General features: G+C 56.2%; 18 protein-coding genes. 12 read left to right on the forward strand and 6 right to left on the reverse strand.

From position 1 onward, the window contains the following. Positions 1-25: 25 nt before the first annotated feature. The 6 genes from ACWKV5_RS13445 to ACWKV5_RS13470 all read right to left on the reverse strand — a co-directional run bounded on the left by ACWKV5_RS13445 (position 26) and on the right by ACWKV5_RS13470 (position 7,642). Positions 26-421, reverse strand: a complete 396-nt coding sequence (locus ACWKV5_RS13445; RefSeq protein ID WP_483841626.1) for a DUF6124 family protein — start codon at positions 419-421, stop codon at positions 26-28. Positions 422-824: 403 nt separating this feature from the next. Then, complete coding sequence (locus ACWKV5_RS13450) at positions 825-3,161, reverse strand: lipase family protein (RefSeq protein ID WP_483841627.1); 2,337 nt, start codon at positions 3,159-3,161, stop codon at positions 825-827. Further along, entirely contained in the window at positions 3,158-3,994 is an 837-nt protein-coding gene (locus tag ACWKV5_RS13455; protein WP_483841628.1) for a hypothetical protein, read from the reverse strand. Before ACWKV5_RS13455 ends, ACWKV5_RS13450 begins: the two co-directional genes overlap by 4 nt. Continuing rightward, a complete protein-coding gene (locus ACWKV5_RS13460) occupies positions 3,991-4,782 on the reverse strand; it encodes a hypothetical protein (protein ID WP_483841629.1) in 792 nt (263 codons plus the stop codon). The genes ACWKV5_RS13455 and ACWKV5_RS13460 overlap by 4 nt, the downstream gene beginning before the upstream one ends. Positions 4,783-4,799: 17 nt before the next feature. Beyond that, positions 4,800-5,627, reverse strand: a complete 828-nt coding sequence (locus ACWKV5_RS13465; protein ID WP_483841630.1) for a DUF4123 domain-containing protein — start codon at positions 5,625-5,627, stop codon at positions 4,800-4,802. Further along, positions 5,624-7,642 carry a type VI secretion system Vgr family protein gene (locus ACWKV5_RS13470; RefSeq protein ID WP_483841697.1) on the reverse strand — a complete coding sequence of 673 codons (2,019 nt, stop codon included), beginning with the start codon at positions 7,640-7,642 and terminating at the stop codon, positions 5,624-5,626. The genes ACWKV5_RS13465 and ACWKV5_RS13470 overlap by 4 nt, the downstream gene beginning before the upstream one ends. Before the next feature lie 699 nt (positions 7,643-8,341). Here ACWKV5_RS13470 and tssA point away from each other — a divergent pair. The 12 genes from tssA to tssG all read left to right on the forward strand — a co-directional run bounded on the left by tssA (position 8,342) and on the right by tssG (position 18,523). Continuing rightward, complete coding sequence (tssA, locus tag ACWKV5_RS13475) at positions 8,342-9,898, forward strand: type VI secretion system protein TssA (protein ID WP_483841631.1); 1,557 nt, start codon at positions 8,342-8,344, stop codon at positions 9,896-9,898. Between the two features lie 32 nt (positions 9,899-9,930). Next, on the forward strand, positions 9,931-10,434 hold the full coding sequence (gene tssB, locus ACWKV5_RS13480) for a type VI secretion system contractile sheath small subunit (RefSeq protein ID WP_027926311.1): 504 nt from the start codon (positions 9,931-9,933) through the stop codon (positions 10,432-10,434). 28 nt (positions 10,435-10,462) lie between these two features. Next, on the forward strand, positions 10,463-11,938 hold the full coding sequence (tssC, locus tag ACWKV5_RS13485; RefSeq protein WP_027926312.1) for a type VI secretion system contractile sheath large subunit: 1,476 nt from the start codon (positions 10,463-10,465) through the stop codon (positions 11,936-11,938). Between the two features lie 14 nt (positions 11,939-11,952). Beyond that, on the forward strand, positions 11,953-12,360 hold the full coding sequence (tssE, locus tag ACWKV5_RS13490; RefSeq protein WP_027926313.1) for a type VI secretion system baseplate subunit TssE: 408 nt from the start codon (positions 11,953-11,955) through the stop codon (positions 12,358-12,360). 10 nt (positions 12,361-12,370) lie between these two features. Next, entirely contained in the window at positions 12,371-12,895 is a 525-nt protein-coding gene (locus ACWKV5_RS13495; RefSeq protein ID WP_483841632.1) for a PAAR domain-containing protein, read from the forward strand. A 10-nt stretch (positions 12,896-12,905) separates the two neighbouring features. Next, positions 12,906-13,877: a DUF6402 family protein gene (locus ACWKV5_RS13500; protein ID WP_483841633.1), complete on the forward strand. Its 972-nt coding sequence runs from the start codon at positions 12,906-12,908 to the stop codon at positions 13,875-13,877. A gap of 2 nt (positions 13,878-13,879) precedes the next feature. Then, on the forward strand, positions 13,880-14,278 hold the full coding sequence (locus tag ACWKV5_RS13505) for a hypothetical protein (protein ID WP_483841634.1): 399 nt from the start codon (positions 13,880-13,882) through the stop codon (positions 14,276-14,278). Positions 14,279-14,678: 400 nt separating this feature from the next. Next, complete coding sequence (locus tag ACWKV5_RS13510; RefSeq protein WP_483841635.1) at positions 14,679-14,900, forward strand: hypothetical protein; 222 nt, start codon at positions 14,679-14,681, stop codon at positions 14,898-14,900. Next, positions 14,897-15,319, forward strand: coding sequence for a hypothetical protein (locus ACWKV5_RS13515; protein WP_483841636.1), 423 nt, complete (start codon positions 14,897-14,899; stop codon positions 15,317-15,319). The genes ACWKV5_RS13510 and ACWKV5_RS13515 overlap by 4 nt, the downstream gene beginning before the upstream one ends. Continuing rightward, positions 15,312-15,740 carry a hypothetical protein gene (locus ACWKV5_RS13520; protein ID WP_483841637.1) on the forward strand — a complete coding sequence of 143 codons (429 nt, stop codon included), beginning with the start codon at positions 15,312-15,314 and terminating at the stop codon, positions 15,738-15,740. Before ACWKV5_RS13515 ends, ACWKV5_RS13520 begins: the two co-directional genes overlap by 8 nt. A gap of 24 nt (positions 15,741-15,764) precedes the next feature. Beyond that, on the forward strand, positions 15,765-17,552 hold the full coding sequence (tssF, locus tag ACWKV5_RS13525; protein WP_483841638.1) for a type VI secretion system baseplate subunit TssF: 1,788 nt from the start codon (positions 15,765-15,767) through the stop codon (positions 17,550-17,552). Further along, entirely contained in the window at positions 17,516-18,523 is a 1,008-nt protein-coding gene (gene tssG / locus ACWKV5_RS13530; protein WP_483841639.1) for a type VI secretion system baseplate subunit TssG, read from the forward strand. Before tssF ends, tssG begins: the two co-directional genes overlap by 37 nt. The last annotated feature ends 2 nt before the right edge of the window (positions 18,524-18,525 follow it).

Raw genomic sequence — 18,525 nt, forward strand, 5'->3', positions numbered from 1 at the left:
GTGCCCATTTTTTTATGGCTGCAGATCAGCTGGCCCGGCTGTGTTTCCTGGCGAGAATCGCCGCCATTTCCGGCTCGTCGAGGTCATCCAGCGCCCGATCTATCAGCAGATGCACGCCATCGGCCATGCGGCTGAGCGCCAGGGCTACGGAGCGTTGTGGGCCTTCCACATTGTCGGCGAGGTCGGCGGCGATGGCGCTGATGGACCGAGAGTCTTCTGAAGCGTTGGCGAGCAGTGCATCCGTGTTGATGTCGGGGCAAACGCTGAAGAGCTGGCCGTTGCGTTTGGATTGTTTCGGTTTGGTTGGTGGGAAATGGTGGTCGAGGGCGCGCTCGGCGGCGTCGTTGAGTTTGTTTGAATCGGGGCTTTCGTAGGGTGAGACCGGATCGGTGTCCGGTGGGTTGGGTGTGACCTTGAACATGATCTTCAATTCCATGAGTGATGCTGACACCACTTCGCCGACTAAACGAAGGGGTGGCGGCTGTACGCAGGTTAGTCGGACCGGGGAATTGAAGAAGCCGGCGCACCCGAAGGTGCCCTGCGCACAGCCACCATCAAATGCAGGTAAGAGATACCTGTCTGACGGAAGCTTGTGCAACTTCAATTACCAGCGGGCGACTAAACCCGTCCACTGAGGATCAGTGACAGGAACCAAGTTACCGGCCGGCCTTAAGGCGCACAAGCCGGCGGATTCTGGCGTAGCCGTAGGCAACGGCGCAAGGTGTTGTAGCTTGCAGGACGTAACCTACAGGGCTTTTAAACAAACACGGTCAAGCGATGTTTAAGTAGCGGCGACACGGGCACTTTGTTGATTCGGGCAAGCGCTACACAATCGAATCAATATCCAAATGGAACGGGTTACCCACCGCATGCCCTCCCGTGATTGCCGCAATCGCGGCTTCATTGTCTACGGGTGGTGAGGGAATCATCGCCAGTTGTTCCTTGGCGATATTTTCCGGATGAGCCTTCCACCGAAGCAGACTCTCCTGCACCCACTCGGGCTGGTCTGCGTAGCTGCCATAAACATCAGTGTCGATGACTGTCTGCTTGTGCAGCGCTAGCAAGCGGGCCTTGGTTTGGCCTATTTGTTCGACTTCTTTTTCAAGATCCCTTATCGCTTGGGCATCTCGCTGGGGATTGGCATGGGCACGGGAGAGCTTTTCGATTTTCGCTTTGAGTGCACTCAGTTGTCCTGAGACATTTGTCAGGGTATCGCTGACCCATTGGAATTCCCTCAAAGTCACCAGCGAGCGTCTTTTTTCCAACGCTTCCTGCCAGCGGCGCAGGCTGGCCCAGCAGCCGGGAATGTAGCTGCCGACCATCGAGTGATGGCCTCTATCTATCACCTGCCGCAGAAAGTGGTCGCGCTTGGGCAGGCCATCCGTCTGTCGCAGCGCTTCGGCGTAACCATGATCGTTGATCGTGCTGCAACCCGGTTCCCAGAGGATGGACGACCTGTGACCTTCACCGAATTCCACCGGCATGAAGTGACGCAATTGGCCGTGATGCCCATAAGGGTCACCGAGGAAATTAGTGATCCCGCCTATAAAGAACGCCAAGCCACCCACCGGGTGAAGGGCAAGTACCGCCCCATGGGTGGCGTACATCGGAACGCGGTTGGACGGCGTGTTCATCCAGGTGGAAGGAACGCTCGGTACGGGGTCGTTGTGGAAAACGATGCGATGGTGGTTCAGCGGCTTTGCGGCTTCGATAAAAGTTGAGTCCGCGGCGCGGGGGGCACCGTAGGTGTAAAGGACGATGTCAGGGGCGTATTGTTTATCGCGTCGTAACATCTCAGCCAGTATCAGCGCCACCGCACCGCCAAGACTGTGCCCGCAAATCACCAACTTTTGCCCACTGTAGAATTTTTCCAAATACTTCACGGCAAACGTGTAGGCCACTTTTGCTGCCCGATAAAAGCCGTTGTGCACTTTGCCATCCCCTTCCGCGAAGGGTACTTGATGTGCATCCGCATCGAGCCAGGCATCGGGTCCTTTCTCACTGGTTCCCCTGACACTGATCAATATCAACTCATCGGAATGAGTGATGAAGGCCTGTGTGTCCGTGCTTTTCTCTAGTTTGCGATCATCAAGAAAGTGCAGTTTGGCCGGGTTTTCCTGCTCAGCACCCAGTTCAGGGTCGTTAACCTCTGGGTACAACTGCGGGTCGAACGGCGCCACTTCCAGGCGTTTGGAATAAGGCACCTCTTCATACAAGGGGTAGAACTTCGCAGTCTGTAAACCATCGACTTGCCATAGCTCATCAAATTGCGGCAAGGCATGCCCGAACCAGTTGCCACTGCTGGGCCGCAGTGGAAATGTCACGCTGTTCGTTTCTACGGGATGGGTGTTCGGGTCTTGACCAAAGTCGGTGTAACTCAACGTCGACATCAGCGCCAGTTGATAGAGGTTGAGTGCGCAAAACTCGCTGCCGGTCGACAACATCGGCCGCAGCGCCCTCATCGGCCGCACTTCCAGCACATGATGTTTGTTCGGTAATAAGGCAATGCCTTTTGACTTGGGCGGCGGCGGGGCGAAACCTAGTTCGAACATGCCAATGTCCGCCGGAGTCATGACAGCGCCCATTTCTCCATCGGAGGCAGCTTTATTCTGGGGCGTTAATGCTCTGGTTTTTGCCGGCTGGCGGAACAGCGTATGCAACACCGTGTTGGGTGGGGCGCTGCGTGAGGCCAAGGGCGGCAAATGCGCTACGTGCTTGACCAGTTCGCTTACTTCAACCTGGTAATAAGTATCGGTATCAGCGAGATCCTTCGCGGGATTTGCCAGAGTGCGTACGCCTGATTTGTCGAAAAAGCGGGTTTTTTCAGCGCGTACCTGCAGTTCGGTGATGGGGAGAGGGTAGTTCGGTCTATCCCTTAGATCCTTGTAGAGCTCTTCTGCGCCTTGGAAGCGCTGATCGACTTTGAGCATTACCGGGCCGCAGTAGTGGTTATCCACCTTTCCGGCGCCTATAGCGTTCAACTTTCCGGTGTAGACAGTGTCTTCGTAATCGATGACTTCATAGGTCAAACCTGCATACGGTTTGCCGTCGCCGAATTCGTCTACTAACTGAAAGCTCGTCGAATGACCGCGTAACGGGCAGGCGTGGATGTTGCCCCCCATAAAAGGCCTGTCGCTCACGGCTAAAGTTTCAATGCTCATGGGGTTTCGTCCTTATTTTCGGTGCAGCCTGGGTAGATGGTGCAAACCCGTTCGTCCACCATCCTGAAGGTGCTGAAATCCGTGTAGTTTCCATTGCAATAACCACGCTGGTCTTCGTAGCCTTTACCCATGCAACGCTTCCAGCCACCGGCAACCTGGACCCAAGTGTCGCCCCAACCTGGCAGCTCTTCATTGCTTAGCTTTATTTTCAGTCTTACTGTTTTTCCCGGCAGCTGAGTCAGTGTGTAGGCCGTGAAAGGACGACCTCGGGCGACATTTCCCTGTTCATCCATTTTTTGGCAGGTAAGCAGTTTTATCAGGTAGCGCTTGGGGCCGACTGTGCGAAAAGCCCACTGGCATTCACCAAAGAACTCACCTACGCCGTCAGTGTTGAAAGTGCCCATTTGTCGCTCTAACAACTCTGGGCGCACGGCAATAGCGGCATCGTCATAACTGCGGTTGCCCTGTCCAGGGCCAAAGATGCCCATGACCTCGACCTCCACACGATTCAACGCCAGCGGGCAGCCGCTCACGGTTCGGTAAAGCGGAATCTCAGAAGTCTCTTCGTATTCCATGTAGACCTTGTTGAAACCGAGCTGAGTACCTTTCCCACCCGGCACGGTGCACGTCTGCCCTTGGGCGGGCACGTAGTTGGCGGTCAGTTCGTACTTGAAGTCAGGCGGAAAATCGGGAACAAAAGTGAAGCTGTCCGACTTGCCGAGCGCGGCACAACCCAATGTCAGAGACAGGCAACTGCCGAGGGTCAGACTTTGAATGATTCGTTTCTTTGGCGGGACAATTTCCCGCGAATACCAAGGTTTTTGACACGTCATGGGGTTTCGTCCTTGGTTTCTGTACAGCCTGGGTAAATGGTGCAAGTCCGTTCGTCCACCAACTTGAAGGTGCTGAAATCCTTGTGATTACCGAAGCAAAACGCGTACTGGTCTTCGAAGTTGTCGCCCATGCAGCGTTTCCATCCATCGGGCACTTTCACCCAGGTATCACCAATCGCAGGTAGTTCTTCCTCGGCCAACTTGATCTTCAGCCTCACGGTTTTTCCCGGCAGTTGATCCAGCGTGTAAGCAGTAAAAGGACGACCTATGGTGGGACTCCCCTGTGCATCAATCTTTTTGCATCTGAGTAGCTTTATGACATAACGCTCAGGGCCAACAGTGCGGAAAAACCATTGGCATTCGCCGGAGAATTGACTTTCGCCAGCAGCGTTGAACGTGCGCTTATTCCGATCCGACAACTCTGAGCGCACGGCAATTACGGCATAGTCAGAGCTTCTATCACTGAGTTCCGGGCCAAAGATCCCCGTGACCCTGATTTCCACTAGATTCAATGCCACCCGGCAGTCTTCAACTGTCCTGTACAGCTCAATCTCAGAAGTTGCTTCGTATTTCATATCAAGTTTGTTGAAGCCGAGCTGAGCATTTCTGCCTCCCGCCAGGGTGCACGTTTGTCCTTTGGCTGGCAGATAGATCGCCTTAAGTTCGTACTTGAAGTCCGGCGGGAGTTCGGGGGCGAAGGTGAAGCTGTCCGACTTGCCGAGCGCGGCACAACCCAATGTCAGAGACAGGCAACTGCCGAGGGTCAGGCTTTGAAAAATCCGTTTCATGCGAGTGCATCTCCCTGTCAATAACGCACCTGCTGATACACCCGCTCAAAATGCGCCGCTGGTGCCTCGTCGGGCTTCGGTTCCCACGACTTGGGAGGCAGGTATCCCGGCGCCTTCAAGCATTGGGTCAACAAAAAATGCACCTGCTCGGGCTGCTGCCAATTCCATAAATGGGCCAGTTGAATCAGGCTCCACAACCAGTCATCCACGTTCCTGTCTGCGGCGAGCCGAGCCAGGGCCTCGGTGTGCTCACGGATCAGGTAGCGGCGTGTGTTATCGAACTGAACGTTTGCGTAGACGATGTCCGGTGTTGGGGTGTTCAACCAGGCAGGGTCAAGCGGCAGCGGATGTTCGCCGGGGTCAGGGTTGTCAGTGACTGTCCATTGCTCCGAGTGCCAGTAACAGACGCTGGCGATCGGCCCGAGCAAATCGGCGCGCTGCTCAGGTTGCAGATGAGTCAGGGCGCGTCCCAGCACGCGATTATCGTGGAAGCGATACACCGCTTGACTCGGTCGCTCACCGACTACCAGCCGGTTGCGCCAGTGAGCAGCCAAGGCATCTAGTTCAAAGTAAATGGCGCTCGCCAGCCAACCCCAGTGACGCTCAGGCGTCTTGAGCAGTGCCTGGATGACCGGATGGTTAACGGAATCAATCTGAAAAAGAAAAGGACCCGATGACGCCATTGAGTTAGCCGCCGTACCCACATACAAACTGCGGTACTGGTCGGCTCCCAATTCCTTGGCTAACGCCATGCGTTCATCGTTCTGGCCGTAACTGTCGAGCATCAGGTAGAGGTCCCGTCCGGCCCGGGATTGTTCGAGCAGCCATTGTTCAAGTGGATTCATGCGGCTTCTCCAATATTGCACTGGCCATCGAGACACGCCTCGCAAAGCGGGCAGTAATCCACCGCCTGTTGGTGGGCGCCGGCGACAATCGACAATGGGTTGGCGATGACGGCATTGGGAGTGCTGCCCACAGCCTGCAGCGGCTGAATACCCGCCAGTGGCGCACCTCCCTCGACGATGGCCACGCTGCTGAAGATCCCGCCTGTGTTGATGACGATGTGATGTCCGCCCGCCGTGAGCGTCAGGCTCATGCCCGCATCGATTACCACGTTGCTGGCGGTGACATGAGCCTGTTGACCGGCCTGAATGACCAGCGAACCTGCAGACGTCGTGCTGCTATTGCCGCTGATGGTGATCAGCTCGTCACCGCCGATCACCGTGCTGCGCGCGCCTTGGGTGGTGTGCCATTCCTTGCCCTTGATCAGGCTGGTGCTGTTGTTGTCCACCTGTTCGAAGCGGTCATTGCTGATCAGGCTGTGGCTGTCGTTGAGGATCAGTTGCTCGATATCGCGTTGTGCGCGCAGGTAGATTTTTTCACGCCCGGCGCGGTCTTCAATCGACAGTTCGTTGTAGCCGCCACTGCGCGGCGAGCTTTGGCTGCGCAGCACCGTTTTAGTCTTGTTCTCGGGCAGTTGATGCGCGACGGACATCACCTTGTTGGCCACGCAACCGGTGATCAACGGCTGATCCGGATCGCCTTCCTGAAAGGTCACGACCACTTCCATCCCGACGCGCGGGATCGTCACCGCACCAAATCCCTCGCCCGCCCAACTGGACGCAACCCTTAGCCAGCAGCTGCTTTTTTCGCTGTTGAGTTCTGCTCGATCCCAAGGGAATTCGACGCAAACCCTGCCGTACTCATCGCAAAAAATCTCCTCGCCGGGCGGTCCCGTTACACGAGCGGTCTGGCAGACAAGTACAGGTTTTCGGGGAGGCAGCGGCGGCCGGTAAAGCACGTACGACGGAATCGCGCTGAAGCTATTTCGGTAGCCTTGGGTGAACCCATCGGCGGATTTATCGTCGCTGCTGAATGCTTCTTCCAGGGATTGCGGTTGTTTCCCCTCGTGACGAAGGCTCACCAGCAACCACATATCGTTGCAGGCTGTGCGCGGGTGTTTGGTCAGGTCAAACAAGTAACCGCTGCGCAGCGTCGGCTGGTTGCTTTCACCCTCGACGACCTGGTAGTCGCGACGGTGTCGTTCCAGAGCAAGGCGCACGAGGTGCTTGCCCTGTTTCTCGGTCTTCATCAGTAGCGGATAACGGTAGTCTTCAAGCGTTGGGTTGAACTCGGCCGTGTAGCGATTTTCGAGCAGCAAACTGGGGCGTTTCAAGTCATAGTCGCGGCGTGTGACAGTGCTGGTGCGAGTGCTGAAGCCCATGGCGAACCGGTTGACGACAGGATGCTCCGCGACCATGCCGGCATCTTGCCGATAGGGAGTTGTGCCTAACGCCGGTAAAAAGACCGAGTCGTCGGTGAATACCAGTAAATGATTTTCAAGCGAATGCTGGTGATGCCATGCGATACCGTCTTCGGCGCACAGACGCTGGACGAACTCGAAGTCACTTTCCCCATATTGGGTGCAAAATTCGCGCTCGACGCTGGTGCGGACATGGAAAGTAAACACATCAGTCTGGATGCCATGCTGTTGGAGCACCTGAGTGATGATTTGCGGCACGGTCAGATTCTGGAAAATCCGTTGGTTGTGGCTGAGTTTCAAATAGTGGAGGGCGGGGACCAGTGTCAGGTGATAGTGGGTCAGACGTTTTCCAGATTCGCCCCCGACCACATTTTCGATATGACCATGAATACCTTCGCCGTTATGGCCGAATTGCAGAAACGCGGGTTGGTTGAGCAGGCTCTCCAGATCGATATCCGGGTCCTCGCTGACCAGATCAACGCTAATCGAATACAAGGCGCTGATGGTTTCAGTGCCTTCGAAGGCCAGCACTTTGAAATCGTTGCGAACCGTTGGGATCACAAGGGTGAATTGAGGGGCATTGGCGGGTGCGAACATGCGCTTATCCTTTTGCTTTGATAGCTCATCCTTGAGCTGAGAACGGAGCAACTTTTCTGTCAGAGCCATGTTTGGTCTGCGTAGGCCCCTGCACGCTAACAACGGATCAAAAGGGTAGATGTAGGACGCAGCCGGAAGCGCTGTCCGAAACTTCCGTATTTCAAAATATTGCGTTGCAGTTGCCAGCGAAGTTCGTGCAATTGCTCGGCGTATTGACGAACTTGAGTATCTGCTCCAATTGAAAGTGCTATCGGTTCGATGGCACTTTTTTGCATTTCCATTGTCTGATCGCGGTTTTTTTAAATTTCGGAAACATTTCGGAGGTTTCCTACATTCTTCCTGGCTAATTGTTGGCATGCTGCACACCTTCTGCGAGGCGCTAGCAACCCATAATCTGCGCCATGGTCAGCCAGCCGCTCTACCTCAATGGTTTCAGGGGTGTCACATGAAGGCTTGAATATTAAAACGACATCAGGGGATCCCCTTACGCATATAGGGATATCTCCGATGGGCAATAAACAACTGTTCGTCTTGTTGTTTAATCAGATGCTTGCTAGTGGCCATCATTGTGATTACGATGCGCGCACTTGAAAGAGCACGAACTCAATTGGATGAGACTCATCGCAGCTCTTTGATACTGTCCCGCGCCGCTGGAATATCCTTTTGGCGTATGACCGTAATCCTAAATAAAGGCCATGGATGTCCTACTCAAGCAAACTTTCCGCGCATTATCTCGAACTCGCAAAAGTCTCTGTTTCCAAAGAGAATTTCGCGGGCGAGGACGTTCGCTTTTCAAGCGAATATGAAGCCCTGGAAAGCGAGCTGGCAAAAGCCTCGTCCATGCACGAAAGCGGTCAGATCGATTGGCTGAAAATCCGTGAAACCAGCGAAAACCTGCTGCGTACCCAATCCAAGGATTTGCGTGTTGGCGCCTGGCTGACCTGGGCCTTGTACCAGCGTGAATCGTTTCAAGGTCTGCTGGCCGGCCTCGGTTTGCTGCACCATTTATCAGAACATCACTGGGCCGAAGTCCACCCGATCAAGGCCCGAACCCGCTCCGCCGCGATCAGTTGGCTGGTGCCGCGTCTTGAGCAGGTGCTGACCGAAAACATCGCGATCAAAGAGCAGTTGCCGATGTTCCGGCGGCTGGTCGAACACCTTGAAGGCCTCGATGCCGCTTGCACCGAGCACTTGGGCGACGATGCGCCGCTGCTGCTGCCGATCTCCCGCCGCCTGAAAAACATGGTCCAGCGCGCCGCTGACAACCAGCCGGAACCCGGTGTGGTCGGCGCCGCAGTCGCCCAGGTCAAACAAGCTGCCACGCAGTTGTTCACCCCCGGCGCACCGATCGATAACGAAAAAGAAGCCCACAAGGCCCTGCGTGCCCAGCAAGAGAGCGCGCGGCCGTTGTGTGCCTGGTGGCTCAAGCAGAAGGCCACCGACCTGCGTGCCTTGCGCCTCAATCGCACGTTGCTGTGGCTGCCCATCGATGCCGTCCCCGAGCGCAACGCCGAGCAAATCACCGTGCTGCGCGGCTTGCCGGCGGACAAGCTCAAGGCCTATCAGGACCGTTTCGACCAAGCCAAGTACGCCGACCTGCTGGTGGAACTGGAGGCGAGCCTGGCGAAGGCGCCGTTCTGGTTCGATGGCCAGCGAATGGCCTGGGAATGCCTTCAGTCCTTGAACGCCGAAATGGCGATGCGCGAAGTGGAAATCCACTTCGCGCTTTTGATTCAGCGCCTGCCCGGCATCATCGAATTGCGTTACCACGATGGCGCGCCATTCGCCGATCCGGCCACGCGTGCCTGGATCAGCGCCAACGTCATGCCGCACCTGCAAAGCGCCAGCGCGCCGCGCAAGGTCGAAGTCGCTGACACGCAGCCGGCGTGGGAGCTGGCCCTCGAAGAAGTCCTGCCGATTTTGCGCAAGGACGGCCTCAAGGCCGCCGTGCAAATCCTCAAGCAGGGCCTGCAAAGTGCCCAGGGCGGGCGCGTTCGATTCTTCTGGCAGTTCGCCCTCGCGCGGCTGTGCTTCATGGCGAAGAAATACGAACTGGCCAAGACCCAACTCGAAACACTGGACCAAACATTACAGGACTCAGGCCTGAACGCCTGGGAGCCCGATCTTGCGCTGGAAGTGCTGCATTTACTGCATAGCTGCTGCGAGTTGTTGCCGCAGAACCATGCCGTACGTGAACGCAAGGAAGAGATTTATCGCAGGCTGTGCCACCTCGATCTCGAAGTGGTACTCGAATAGGCCCCCGGGCCACAACCGCAAGGAGAAAAGCCATGGCCAAAGAAGGCTCGGTAGCCCCCAAGGAACGCATCAACGTCACTTTCAAACCTGCCACCGGTGGTGCACAGGAAGAGATCGAACTGCCGTTGAAACTACTGGCAATCGGTGACTACACCCACCGCAAGGACGAACGCAAAGTCGAAGATCGCAAGCCGATCAGCATCGACAAGATGACCTTCGACGAAGTGCTGGCCAAGCAAGAGCTGAGCCTGACACTGAGCGTACCGAACCGTCTTCAGGAAGAAAGCGACACTGAAGAACTGGCCGTGAAACTGCGCGTCAACTCGATGAAGGACTTCAACCCGGCCAGCCTGGTCGAGCAAGTGCCTGAGCTGAAAAAACTGATGGAACTGCGCGACGCGCTGGTGGCCCTCAAAGGCCCGCTGGGTAACGCACCTGCGTTCCGCAAAGCCATCGAAGGCGTGCTCGCCGACGACGAATCCCGCGGTCGCGTATTGGGTGAGCTGGGCTTGAACGCCGCCGCCCAGGACGCCTGAGCCCCCATCAGCCAAGGAAGCCAAGACAATGAGCACTAGCGCAGCACAGCAAAAGAGCAACGAGAACGGCGAATACAGCATTCTCGACAGCATCATCGCCGAAACCCGCCTGACCCCGGACGACGAAGCCTACGACATCGCCAAGCGCGGTGTGTCGGCCTTCATCGAAGAGCTGCTCAAGCCGCAGAACAACGGTGAGCCGGTCAAGAAAGCCATGGTTGACCGCATGATCGCCGAGATCGATGCCAAGCTCAGCCGTCAGATGGACGAAATCCTGCACCACCCGGACTTCCAGTCCCTGGAATCGTCGTGGCGTGGCCTGCAGTTGCTGGTCGACCGCACCAACTTCCGCGAAAACATCAAGATCGAAATCCTCAACGTCTCCAAGGACGACCTGCTGGACGACTTCGAAGATTCGCCGGAAGTGATGCAATCGGGCCTGTACAAGCACATCTACACCGCTGAATACGGCCAGTTCGGTGGTCAGCCTGTGGGCGCGATCATCGCCAACTACTTCATGTCCCCTAGCTCGCCGGACGTGAAACTGATGCAGTACGTGTCCAGCGTTGCCTGCATGTCCCACGCGCCGTTCATTGCCGCGGCCGGCCCGAAATTCTTCGGCCTGGAAAGCTTCACCGGCCTGCCGGACCTGAAGGATCTGAAAGATCACTTCGAAGGCCCGCAATTCGCCAAATGGCAGAGCTTCCGCCAGTCGGAAGACTCCCGTTACGTTGGCCTGACCGTGCCGCGTTTCCTGCTGCGTAACCCGTACGACCCGGAAGACAACCCGGTCAAATCGTTCGTGTACAAAGAAACCGTCGCCAACAGCCACGAGCACTACCTGTGGGGCAACACGGCCTACGCGTTCGGCACCAAGCTGACCGACAGCTTCGCCAAGTTCCGCTGGTGCCCGAACATCATCGGCCCGCAAAGCGGTGGCGCGGTGGAAGACCTGCCGTTGCACCACTTCGAAAGCATGGGCGAAATCGAAACCAAGATTCCTACGGAAGTATTGGTTAGCGACCGTCGTGAATACGAACTGGCCGAGGAAGGCTTCATCTCCCTGACCATGCGCAAAGGCTCCGACAACGCGGCGTTCTTCTCCGCAAGCTCGGTGCAGAAGCCGAAGTTCTTCGGCATCAGCGCAGAAGGCAAGGCTGCAGAGCTGAACTACAAACTCGGCACCCAACTGCCGTACATGATGATCGTCAACCGCCTGGCTCACTACTTGAAAGTGCTGCAGCGCGAGCAACTCGGTTCGTGGAAAGAACGTACCGACCTCGAGCTGGAACTCAACAAGTGGATCCGCCAGTACGTGGCCGACCAGGAAAACCCGAGCGCCGAAGTCCGTGGCCGTCGTCCACTGCGCGCTGCCCAGATCATCGTCAGCGATGTCGAAGGCGAGCCTGGCTGGTACCGCGTCAGCCTGAACGTGCGCCCGCACTTCAAGTACATGGGTGCCGATTTCACCCTGTCGTTGGTTGGCAAGCTGGACAAAGAGTAAGCGGAGCCTAATTCATGACTGGATACGGCAGCCTTTTCGAACGCCTGGGTGGCGACGCGGACAAACGCGTCGGCTGGAGCCGCGAGGTTTCCGCCATGGCGTCCGTGGCTGCCCATCTGGCCAAGATGCTCAGCACCCGTGCGGGCAGCGTGCAAACGCTGTCCGATTACGGGCTACCCGATCTCAATGACATGCGTCTGAGCCTGCACGACTCCCTGAGTCAGGCCCGTCTGGCCATCGAAAATTTCATCGAGGCCTACGAGCCACGCCTGAGCAATGTGCATGTCATCTCCCTGCCGCGTGACCACGATCAGCTTCGCCTGTCCTTCAGCATCGAAGGCCTGCTGGAAGTTGATGGTTTCAAGCGTCAGGTCAGTTTCGCCGCGCGCCTGGATGGCAGCGGTCAAGTGAAGGTCAACTAAGGAGATTCGTATGTCCGGCAAACCCGCAGCACGTGTATCCGACCCCACCGCTTGCCCGCTCCCCGGCCACGGCACCAACCCGATCGTCGCCGGTTCCGGCGACGTGTTCTTCGACGGCCTCGCGGCCGCCCGCCAAGGCGATGCCTCGGCGTGTGGTGGTGCGATGTCGGGCGGGTTGGCGACGACGGTTTTGATTAACGGAAAACCGGCCGCCACGGTGGATTCCGTCGGGACTCATGGCAACAAGGTTACGGCCGGGTCCGGGACGGTGATTATCGGGAATTCGCATTCGCCGGTTCCGTTTGTTCCTCCGTTGCCGGTGGAAATTCAGTGGCCGTTTACCGAACACTTCGTTGTGACTGATCCCGAGACAGGCGCGCCGATAGCGGATCGCGGATACACAATCCGCACGGACTCAGGAAAAGAAATAACAGGTGTCACGGATAGTGAAGGAAAAACTTCGGTAATTGGCTCCTCAATTGCTGAAGGGGTTACGTTGCTTTTAGAACCTCAAAACTCTATTGCCATTTGCTGAGGTTTATTCCATGCCCGCGCCGATCAAAGCTCCTCTGACTCCAGCTCAGAATAAAGAAGGTCAAAGCGTTCAAGCTAAGGTTTTTCAGCTTTCTTCAATTCCTAAAGTTATGGATAAGTTGGGTTGGACGGTGGCCGCTCGTGTCATGCGGAAGTGGTTCGCTGGTGAGCCCTATGAGTTGCCAAAATCTGTTAAGCAAGGTGACATAGCAGCGAGTACCTTGAGTGCGGATAAGCTTATAACTGATATACCGTTTGAGTGGTTGTTTACTGGGTCGAAGCGTGTAAAGCCAAAAGTTGATGAGTATATTGCTGAGCTATCATCAACATCAGAATTTAACGGAAGTGCCGGTAGAGTAAAAGGTTCGCTCGACGAGCTTTCTAAAGGGCTGATCGTATTGATGACGCGACTCCAGCGACTTGGCTTGCTGGATGCAAAGTCAAAGAAGCTAAAAAGCTCATACTTGGATTACAGTGATAAAACAGCTATTGAGTTGGAGGATATATCCCAATTTAATTTGATTAGGTTCGGGGCTAAAGATTGGGAAAAGGCTACGGATGCGTTGGATGACGTATACGGCGCTTTAGGGACTTTCGTCGTAAAAGTCGCGGCAACTAAATTTCGCACTATTCAAAACGATCATGGCTTTCCGGCAATAGAAATAGAGCAGGTTGGCCTTTACGTTCGGGATACTTACGACTTTCTCAATGCCGGGGACGATCAATTATTGGGCTATTGGGCGCCTGAAGGGGTAACCCGGCCCGGTCCGATTGACTATTTTGCCGAGCCTGCATTGATTGAAAAAGCCGGAGTCGAATATCACAAAGTGACGAATGGGCACTTTAATAAATATCGGCAAGTGAACGGGAAGGGTGGTGATATGATGATTTATACGACGGTCAAGTTGTATGACGTGTCTTTTATAATTCATCTTGGTCCTATCGATTTTGAAGAGTACCTATCTCGCTCTGGGTCTAAGTGATTATGAAAAAAATGTCGTATTTGTTGGTGCTGATATTGCTTGTAGGCGCGCCTGTTTCCGTTTGGCTATACATTAAGCATGGGGCTGCCGTTACGGCGGAAGTTTATTCCACGACTTGGAATGAAGCTAAAACTTGTTATATTAATTCGTATATACCGAAGTATTCTAATTTTGGCGTCGCTGGGAAATTTGTAAAGCTTTTCACTAGTGAAGCGTTTTTTCGAGTGTATAGCGTTGACGGTGAGTTGCTGAAGTCGTCTGAGTGGCTGCTTTGGCAGAATGAATTCACGACAGATGAGCGCTCGCAATGGGTTAATGGTCATGCGATTTATCCAACTTCAACCGGGTACGAAGGGTGGAGTATTACAGCGTGCGCGCCGTTAGATGACGGAAAAGAATAAGCAAACTGTCGGATTGGAGGGGAAGTGTATTGAGCATATTTATCAGCAACACCCCACACAAGGTTCTGGAGATCTGATGTCCAGGCTCACTAGGGAGGGGGAGTTGTGCCGGTGCACGGATAAAAAGCGCCTGTCCATTACTTTGCTTATCGCTTTCCTGAGCTCCATTGGGCTGCTGGCGATGCTGCCGGTATTACAGGGTTTGACGGCGAACAACTTTATCTACACACCAGCACGGCGATGACGCCTGAAAAAGCGAGAGACCGGTAATCATGGACGAGCAAAAAGAACAGCAAAAAGAGGTCGGGCCTCATCTCCATTTCTGCGCCCTGCAATCCGTCAAACGTGAACGTGATGGTTATCAGCGCAGCTGGACCCTCGAGGATGGAGCCTTTTGCCCATGATCGACGTATCGGACGAGATGCGCATGTATCTGATGTACATCGCCGACAGCAATCTGTTCGGCGGCATCGCGATCTTGAGTTTTCTGCTGATTGTCACGGTGATCAGCAAGCGACTGCGTCAGTCATGGCTGCATCGCTCGCTGACGTTCATGGTCCTGATTTCATTGGTGGCCATCGAAATCGTGGGCAGCTGTTACTCCTCGGTGCGTCCCGCATGAACATGCTGGCCCGCATCGTCTGCTGCCTGTTGATCCACAGTGTTTTCTGTGTGGGTTACGCGTTCCTGAATAACTTCGCGGCCGACTGGTACATCTCGACCTACGGCGGCTTGACCTCCCGTGGCGTGAACATTCGTCTTACCAGCAAATTCCTCTACGAGTTTTTCCTTGTCTTCAACGCGGTGCTGGCGCTGATTCCTGTGCTACGTGTGAAGTTGATCCTGTGGGCGATCTGGGTAGGACTAATTCTCCTGTGGATGCTGCCGCATCATCCGCTACGGGCGCTGCTCTATGGCATCGGCCAAGGAATATTCACCTTGACGGCGATCCTTCTCAGCACCGGGCTGGATGGCTGGTACAAGCGCAAAGTAGTTGGCGCAAACGCCTCGAAGCTCGCGTCGGGGGCCGACCATGCTTAGCCGAGCGCAACTGAGTTTCTTCATGGTTGCCTTGTGGTGGCCATTGCTGGCGGTGCTGGCGATTTTTTCCTATGGCCTGTGGATTGGCGAGTACTCCACGTTCGATTCATCCGAGACCCATTGGGTGTGCCTGTTGTGGTGGGGCATCCCCGGTCTGTTGATGTTTTCGCTGTGGACTTCTCGATCCGCCAAGAACCGTAGCGAGCAACAAGCGCTGCGGATGGTCTGGTTGGCGCCGTTGAAGTTCATTCCGTTCTACGCCGTGCCATGGATGCTTTATGGCTTGTTCAGTCTGGTCGCCGGGCAGCTAAGTGACTCTTACATGGCCTACGGCTGGATCCTGATCGTGCCGTACCTCCTGATCGCCGGCTACGTCTGTGCGGGTCTGACGGTAGCGCTCTACAGGACGTTTTATTCATGAGATCCACCACCAGGAAGGTACCCAGTGTCCTTTAACCACTACTACCAAAGCGAACTCACCGCACTGCGCCAGTTAGGCCGCCGTTTCGCCGAACGTAGTCCAGCGTTGGCGCCTTTCCTCGGCCAGGCCGGGCGGGATCCGGACGTGGAGCGGTTGCTGGAAGGTTTTGCATTCCTGACCGGTCGCCTGCGGCAGAAGCTCGACGACGAACTCCCTGAGCTCAGCCATTCGCTGATGCAACTGCTGTGGCCCAACTACATGCGGCCGCTGCCGGCGTTCAGCATTTTGCAGTTCGACCCGCTCAAGCGTTCCGGCCCGGCGCTGAAGGTCGATCGTGATACACCGATTGAAAGCGTTCCGATTGAAGACGTGCGTTGCCGTTTCCGCACGTGCTACCCGACCGAAGTCCAGGCGCTGGATCTGGCCGCGCTGACGTACTCGGTGAAGGGCGACGGATCGTTGCTGAGCCTGCGCCTGGAGATGAGCGCCGACGGTCATCTCGGTGAGCTGGAATTGAGTCGCCTGCGGCTGCACTTCGCCGGCGAGCGTTACATCAGCCAGATGCTGTACTTGAGCCTGTTGCGCAATCTGGAAGGTATCGAGTTGATTCCGCTGGATGGCGCCGGCAAGCCAATCAATGGCGTCAACGGCACACCGATGGCGTTCAAGATGCCCGGCGACCGGGTGCAACCGGTGGGTTTTGCCGAAGAAGAAGCGTTGATTCCGTACCCGCTGAACACCTTCCGTGGCTACCGCTACCTGCAAGAGTATTTCGCCTTCCAGGACAAGTTCCTGTTCGTCGACGTCAATGGTCTGGACCTGCTCAAGGCGCTGCCGGAAGACACGCTGAAGCAGATGCGCGGCCTGGAGTTGCGCTTCGATATTCGCAAGAGCGGCATCATGCGCATGCGTCCGACCCTGGACAACGTGAAGCTGTATTGCACGCCCATCGTCAACCTGTTCAAGCACGATGCGTTGCCGATTCGCCTCGACGGCAAGCAGGACGAATACCTGCTGTTGCCCGCCGAGTACGACCTGGAAAACTGCGGTGTGTTTTCCGTGGAAAGCGTCACCGGCTGGAAGCCCGGCGGTCTCGGCTATCAGGAATACGTGCCGTTCGAATCCTTCGAGCACGACCCGAGTTTCGACGTGCCCACCAGCCGTCCGCACTACAGCATTCGTCAGCGTTCATCGCTGCTGCACGACGGCCTCGACACTTACTTGAGCTTCGGCATCCGCCACACCGAAGCCCATGAAACCCTGTCGATCGAGCTGATGTGCACCAACCAGAACCTGCCGAAGAAACTCAAGCTTGGCGACATCAGCCAGGCCTGTGAAGAGACGCCGGAGTTCCTCAGTTTCCGCAACATCACCCCGGCGACCCCGAGTTATGCGCCGCCGCTGAATCGCGACTTCCTGTGGAAGCTGATCAGCAACATGTCGCTTAACTACCTGTCGTTGGCCGACGTCAATGCGTTGAAGGTGATTCTCGAAACCTACGACCTGCCGCGCTACTACGACCAGCACGCGGAGAAGGTCAGCAAACGCCTGCTCGGCGGCCTCAAATCGATCAAACACCAACACGTCGACCGCCTGCATCGCGGCTTGCCGGTGCGCGGATTGCGCACCGAGCTGACCATCGACCCGGAAGGCTACATCGGCGAAGGCGACCTGTTCGTGTTCGCTTCGGTTCTTAACGAGTTTTTCGCGCTTTACGCCAGTCTCAATTCGTACCACGAGCTGCGGGTAAAAAGCACACAGGGAGAGGTGTACCAATGGACACCACGTATGGGCCTTCAGCCGCTGCTTTAAGCGGTCTGACCCGAGGAATACGCGAGTACTCGCTGTTTCAGGCCGTGCTGCTGGTGGTTGACCGGCTGCGCGAGGCCCACCCGCATCTGAGTCAGGACGATCTGTACGACCAGCTGGAATTCCAGGCCAACCCGAGCCTGGGTTTCCCTGGCAGCGATGTCGATCGCGTGGAGTTTTTCCACGAGCACGGGCAGATGCGCGCGCGCCTGCGTTTCAACCTGATTGGCCTGGTCGGTTCCGGTTCGCCGCTGCCGGCGTTCTACGGCGAACAGGCCTTGGGCGACAGCGAAGACGGCAACCCGACCCGCAACTTCCTCGACCTGTTCCACCATCGCCTGCAACGGCTGATGCTGCCGATCTGGCGCAAATACCGCTACCGCGCAAGCTTCGAGAGCGGTGCGCTCGACCCGTTTTCTTCGCAATTGTTTGCGTTGATTGGCCTGGGTGGCGAAGAGATCCGCAAGGCCGGCGAACTGAATTGGAAACGCCTGCTGCCGTACCTCGGCTTGCTCAGTTTGCGGGCGCACTCGGCGGCGTTGATCGAAGCGGTGCTGCGCTACTACTTCAAGCACGCCGAGCTGACCATCGAGCAGTGCATCGAGCGCCGCGTGGAAATCCTCGACGAGCAGCGCAATCGTTTGGGCCGCGCCAACAGCCTGCTCGGCGAAGACCTGGTGCTGGGCGAACACGTGCGCGACCGCAGCGGCAAATTCCGCATTCACATCCGCGAACTCGACTGGCAACGCTTTCACGAATTCCTGCCCATCGGTTTCGGCTACCAGCCGTTGTGCGCACTGGTGCGTTTCACCCTGCGTGACCCGCTCGATTACGACATTCGCCTGGTGTTGCGCCAGGAAGAAATCCGCGAACTGCGCATCGGTGAGCAGAACGCCTGTCGCCTGGGATGGACCAGTTGGCTCGGCCGCGAAAAAGCGGACGGCGTGGTGACCCTGGGCAGCAAAATTCATTAAGG

Source organism: Pseudomonas oplopanacis (assembly GCF_057128725.1).

Bases quoted from the DNA above. Each gene is read 5' to 3' on its own strand.
- ACWKV5_RS13445 (WP_483841626.1), bottom strand. From the start codon at position 421: ATGTTCAAGGTCACACCCAACCCACCGGACACCGATCCGGTCTCACCC.
- ACWKV5_RS13450 (WP_483841627.1), bottom strand. From the start codon at position 3,161: ATGAGCATTGAAACTTTAGCCGTGAGCGACAGGCCTTTTATGGGGGGC.
- ACWKV5_RS13455 (WP_483841628.1), bottom strand. From the start codon at position 3,994: ATGACGTGTCAAAAACCTTGGTATTCGCGGGAAATTGTCCCGCCAAAG.
- ACWKV5_RS13460 (WP_483841629.1), bottom strand. From the start codon at position 4,782: ATGAAACGGATTTTTCAAAGCCTGACCCTCGGCAGTTGCCTGTCTCTG.
- ACWKV5_RS13465 (WP_483841630.1), bottom strand. From the start codon at position 5,627: ATGAATCCACTTGAACAATGGCTGCTCGAACAATCCCGGGCCGGACGG.
- ACWKV5_RS13470 (WP_483841697.1), bottom strand. From the start codon at position 7,642: ATGTTCGCACCCGCCAATGCCCCTCAATTCACCCTTGTGATCCCAACG.
- tssA (WP_483841631.1), top strand. From the start codon at position 8,342: ATGTCCTACTCAAGCAAACTTTCCGCGCATTATCTCGAACTCGCAAAA.
- tssB (WP_027926311.1), top strand. From the start codon at position 9,931: ATGGCCAAAGAAGGCTCGGTAGCCCCCAAGGAACGCATCAACGTCACT.
- tssC (WP_027926312.1), top strand. From the start codon at position 10,463: ATGAGCACTAGCGCAGCACAGCAAAAGAGCAACGAGAACGGCGAATAC.
- tssE (WP_027926313.1), top strand. From the start codon at position 11,953: ATGACTGGATACGGCAGCCTTTTCGAACGCCTGGGTGGCGACGCGGAC.
- ACWKV5_RS13495 (WP_483841632.1), top strand. From the start codon at position 12,371: ATGTCCGGCAAACCCGCAGCACGTGTATCCGACCCCACCGCTTGCCCG.
- ACWKV5_RS13500 (WP_483841633.1), top strand. From the start codon at position 12,906: ATGCCCGCGCCGATCAAAGCTCCTCTGACTCCAGCTCAGAATAAAGAA.
- ACWKV5_RS13505 (WP_483841634.1), top strand. From the start codon at position 13,880: ATGAAAAAAATGTCGTATTTGTTGGTGCTGATATTGCTTGTAGGCGCG.
- ACWKV5_RS13510 (WP_483841635.1), top strand. From the start codon at position 14,679: ATGATCGACGTATCGGACGAGATGCGCATGTATCTGATGTACATCGCC.
- ACWKV5_RS13515 (WP_483841636.1), top strand. From the start codon at position 14,897: ATGAACATGCTGGCCCGCATCGTCTGCTGCCTGTTGATCCACAGTGTT.
- ACWKV5_RS13520 (WP_483841637.1), top strand. From the start codon at position 15,312: ATGCTTAGCCGAGCGCAACTGAGTTTCTTCATGGTTGCCTTGTGGTGG.
- tssG (WP_483841639.1), top strand. From the start codon at position 17,516: ATGGACACCACGTATGGGCCTTCAGCCGCTGCTTTAAGCGGTCTGACC.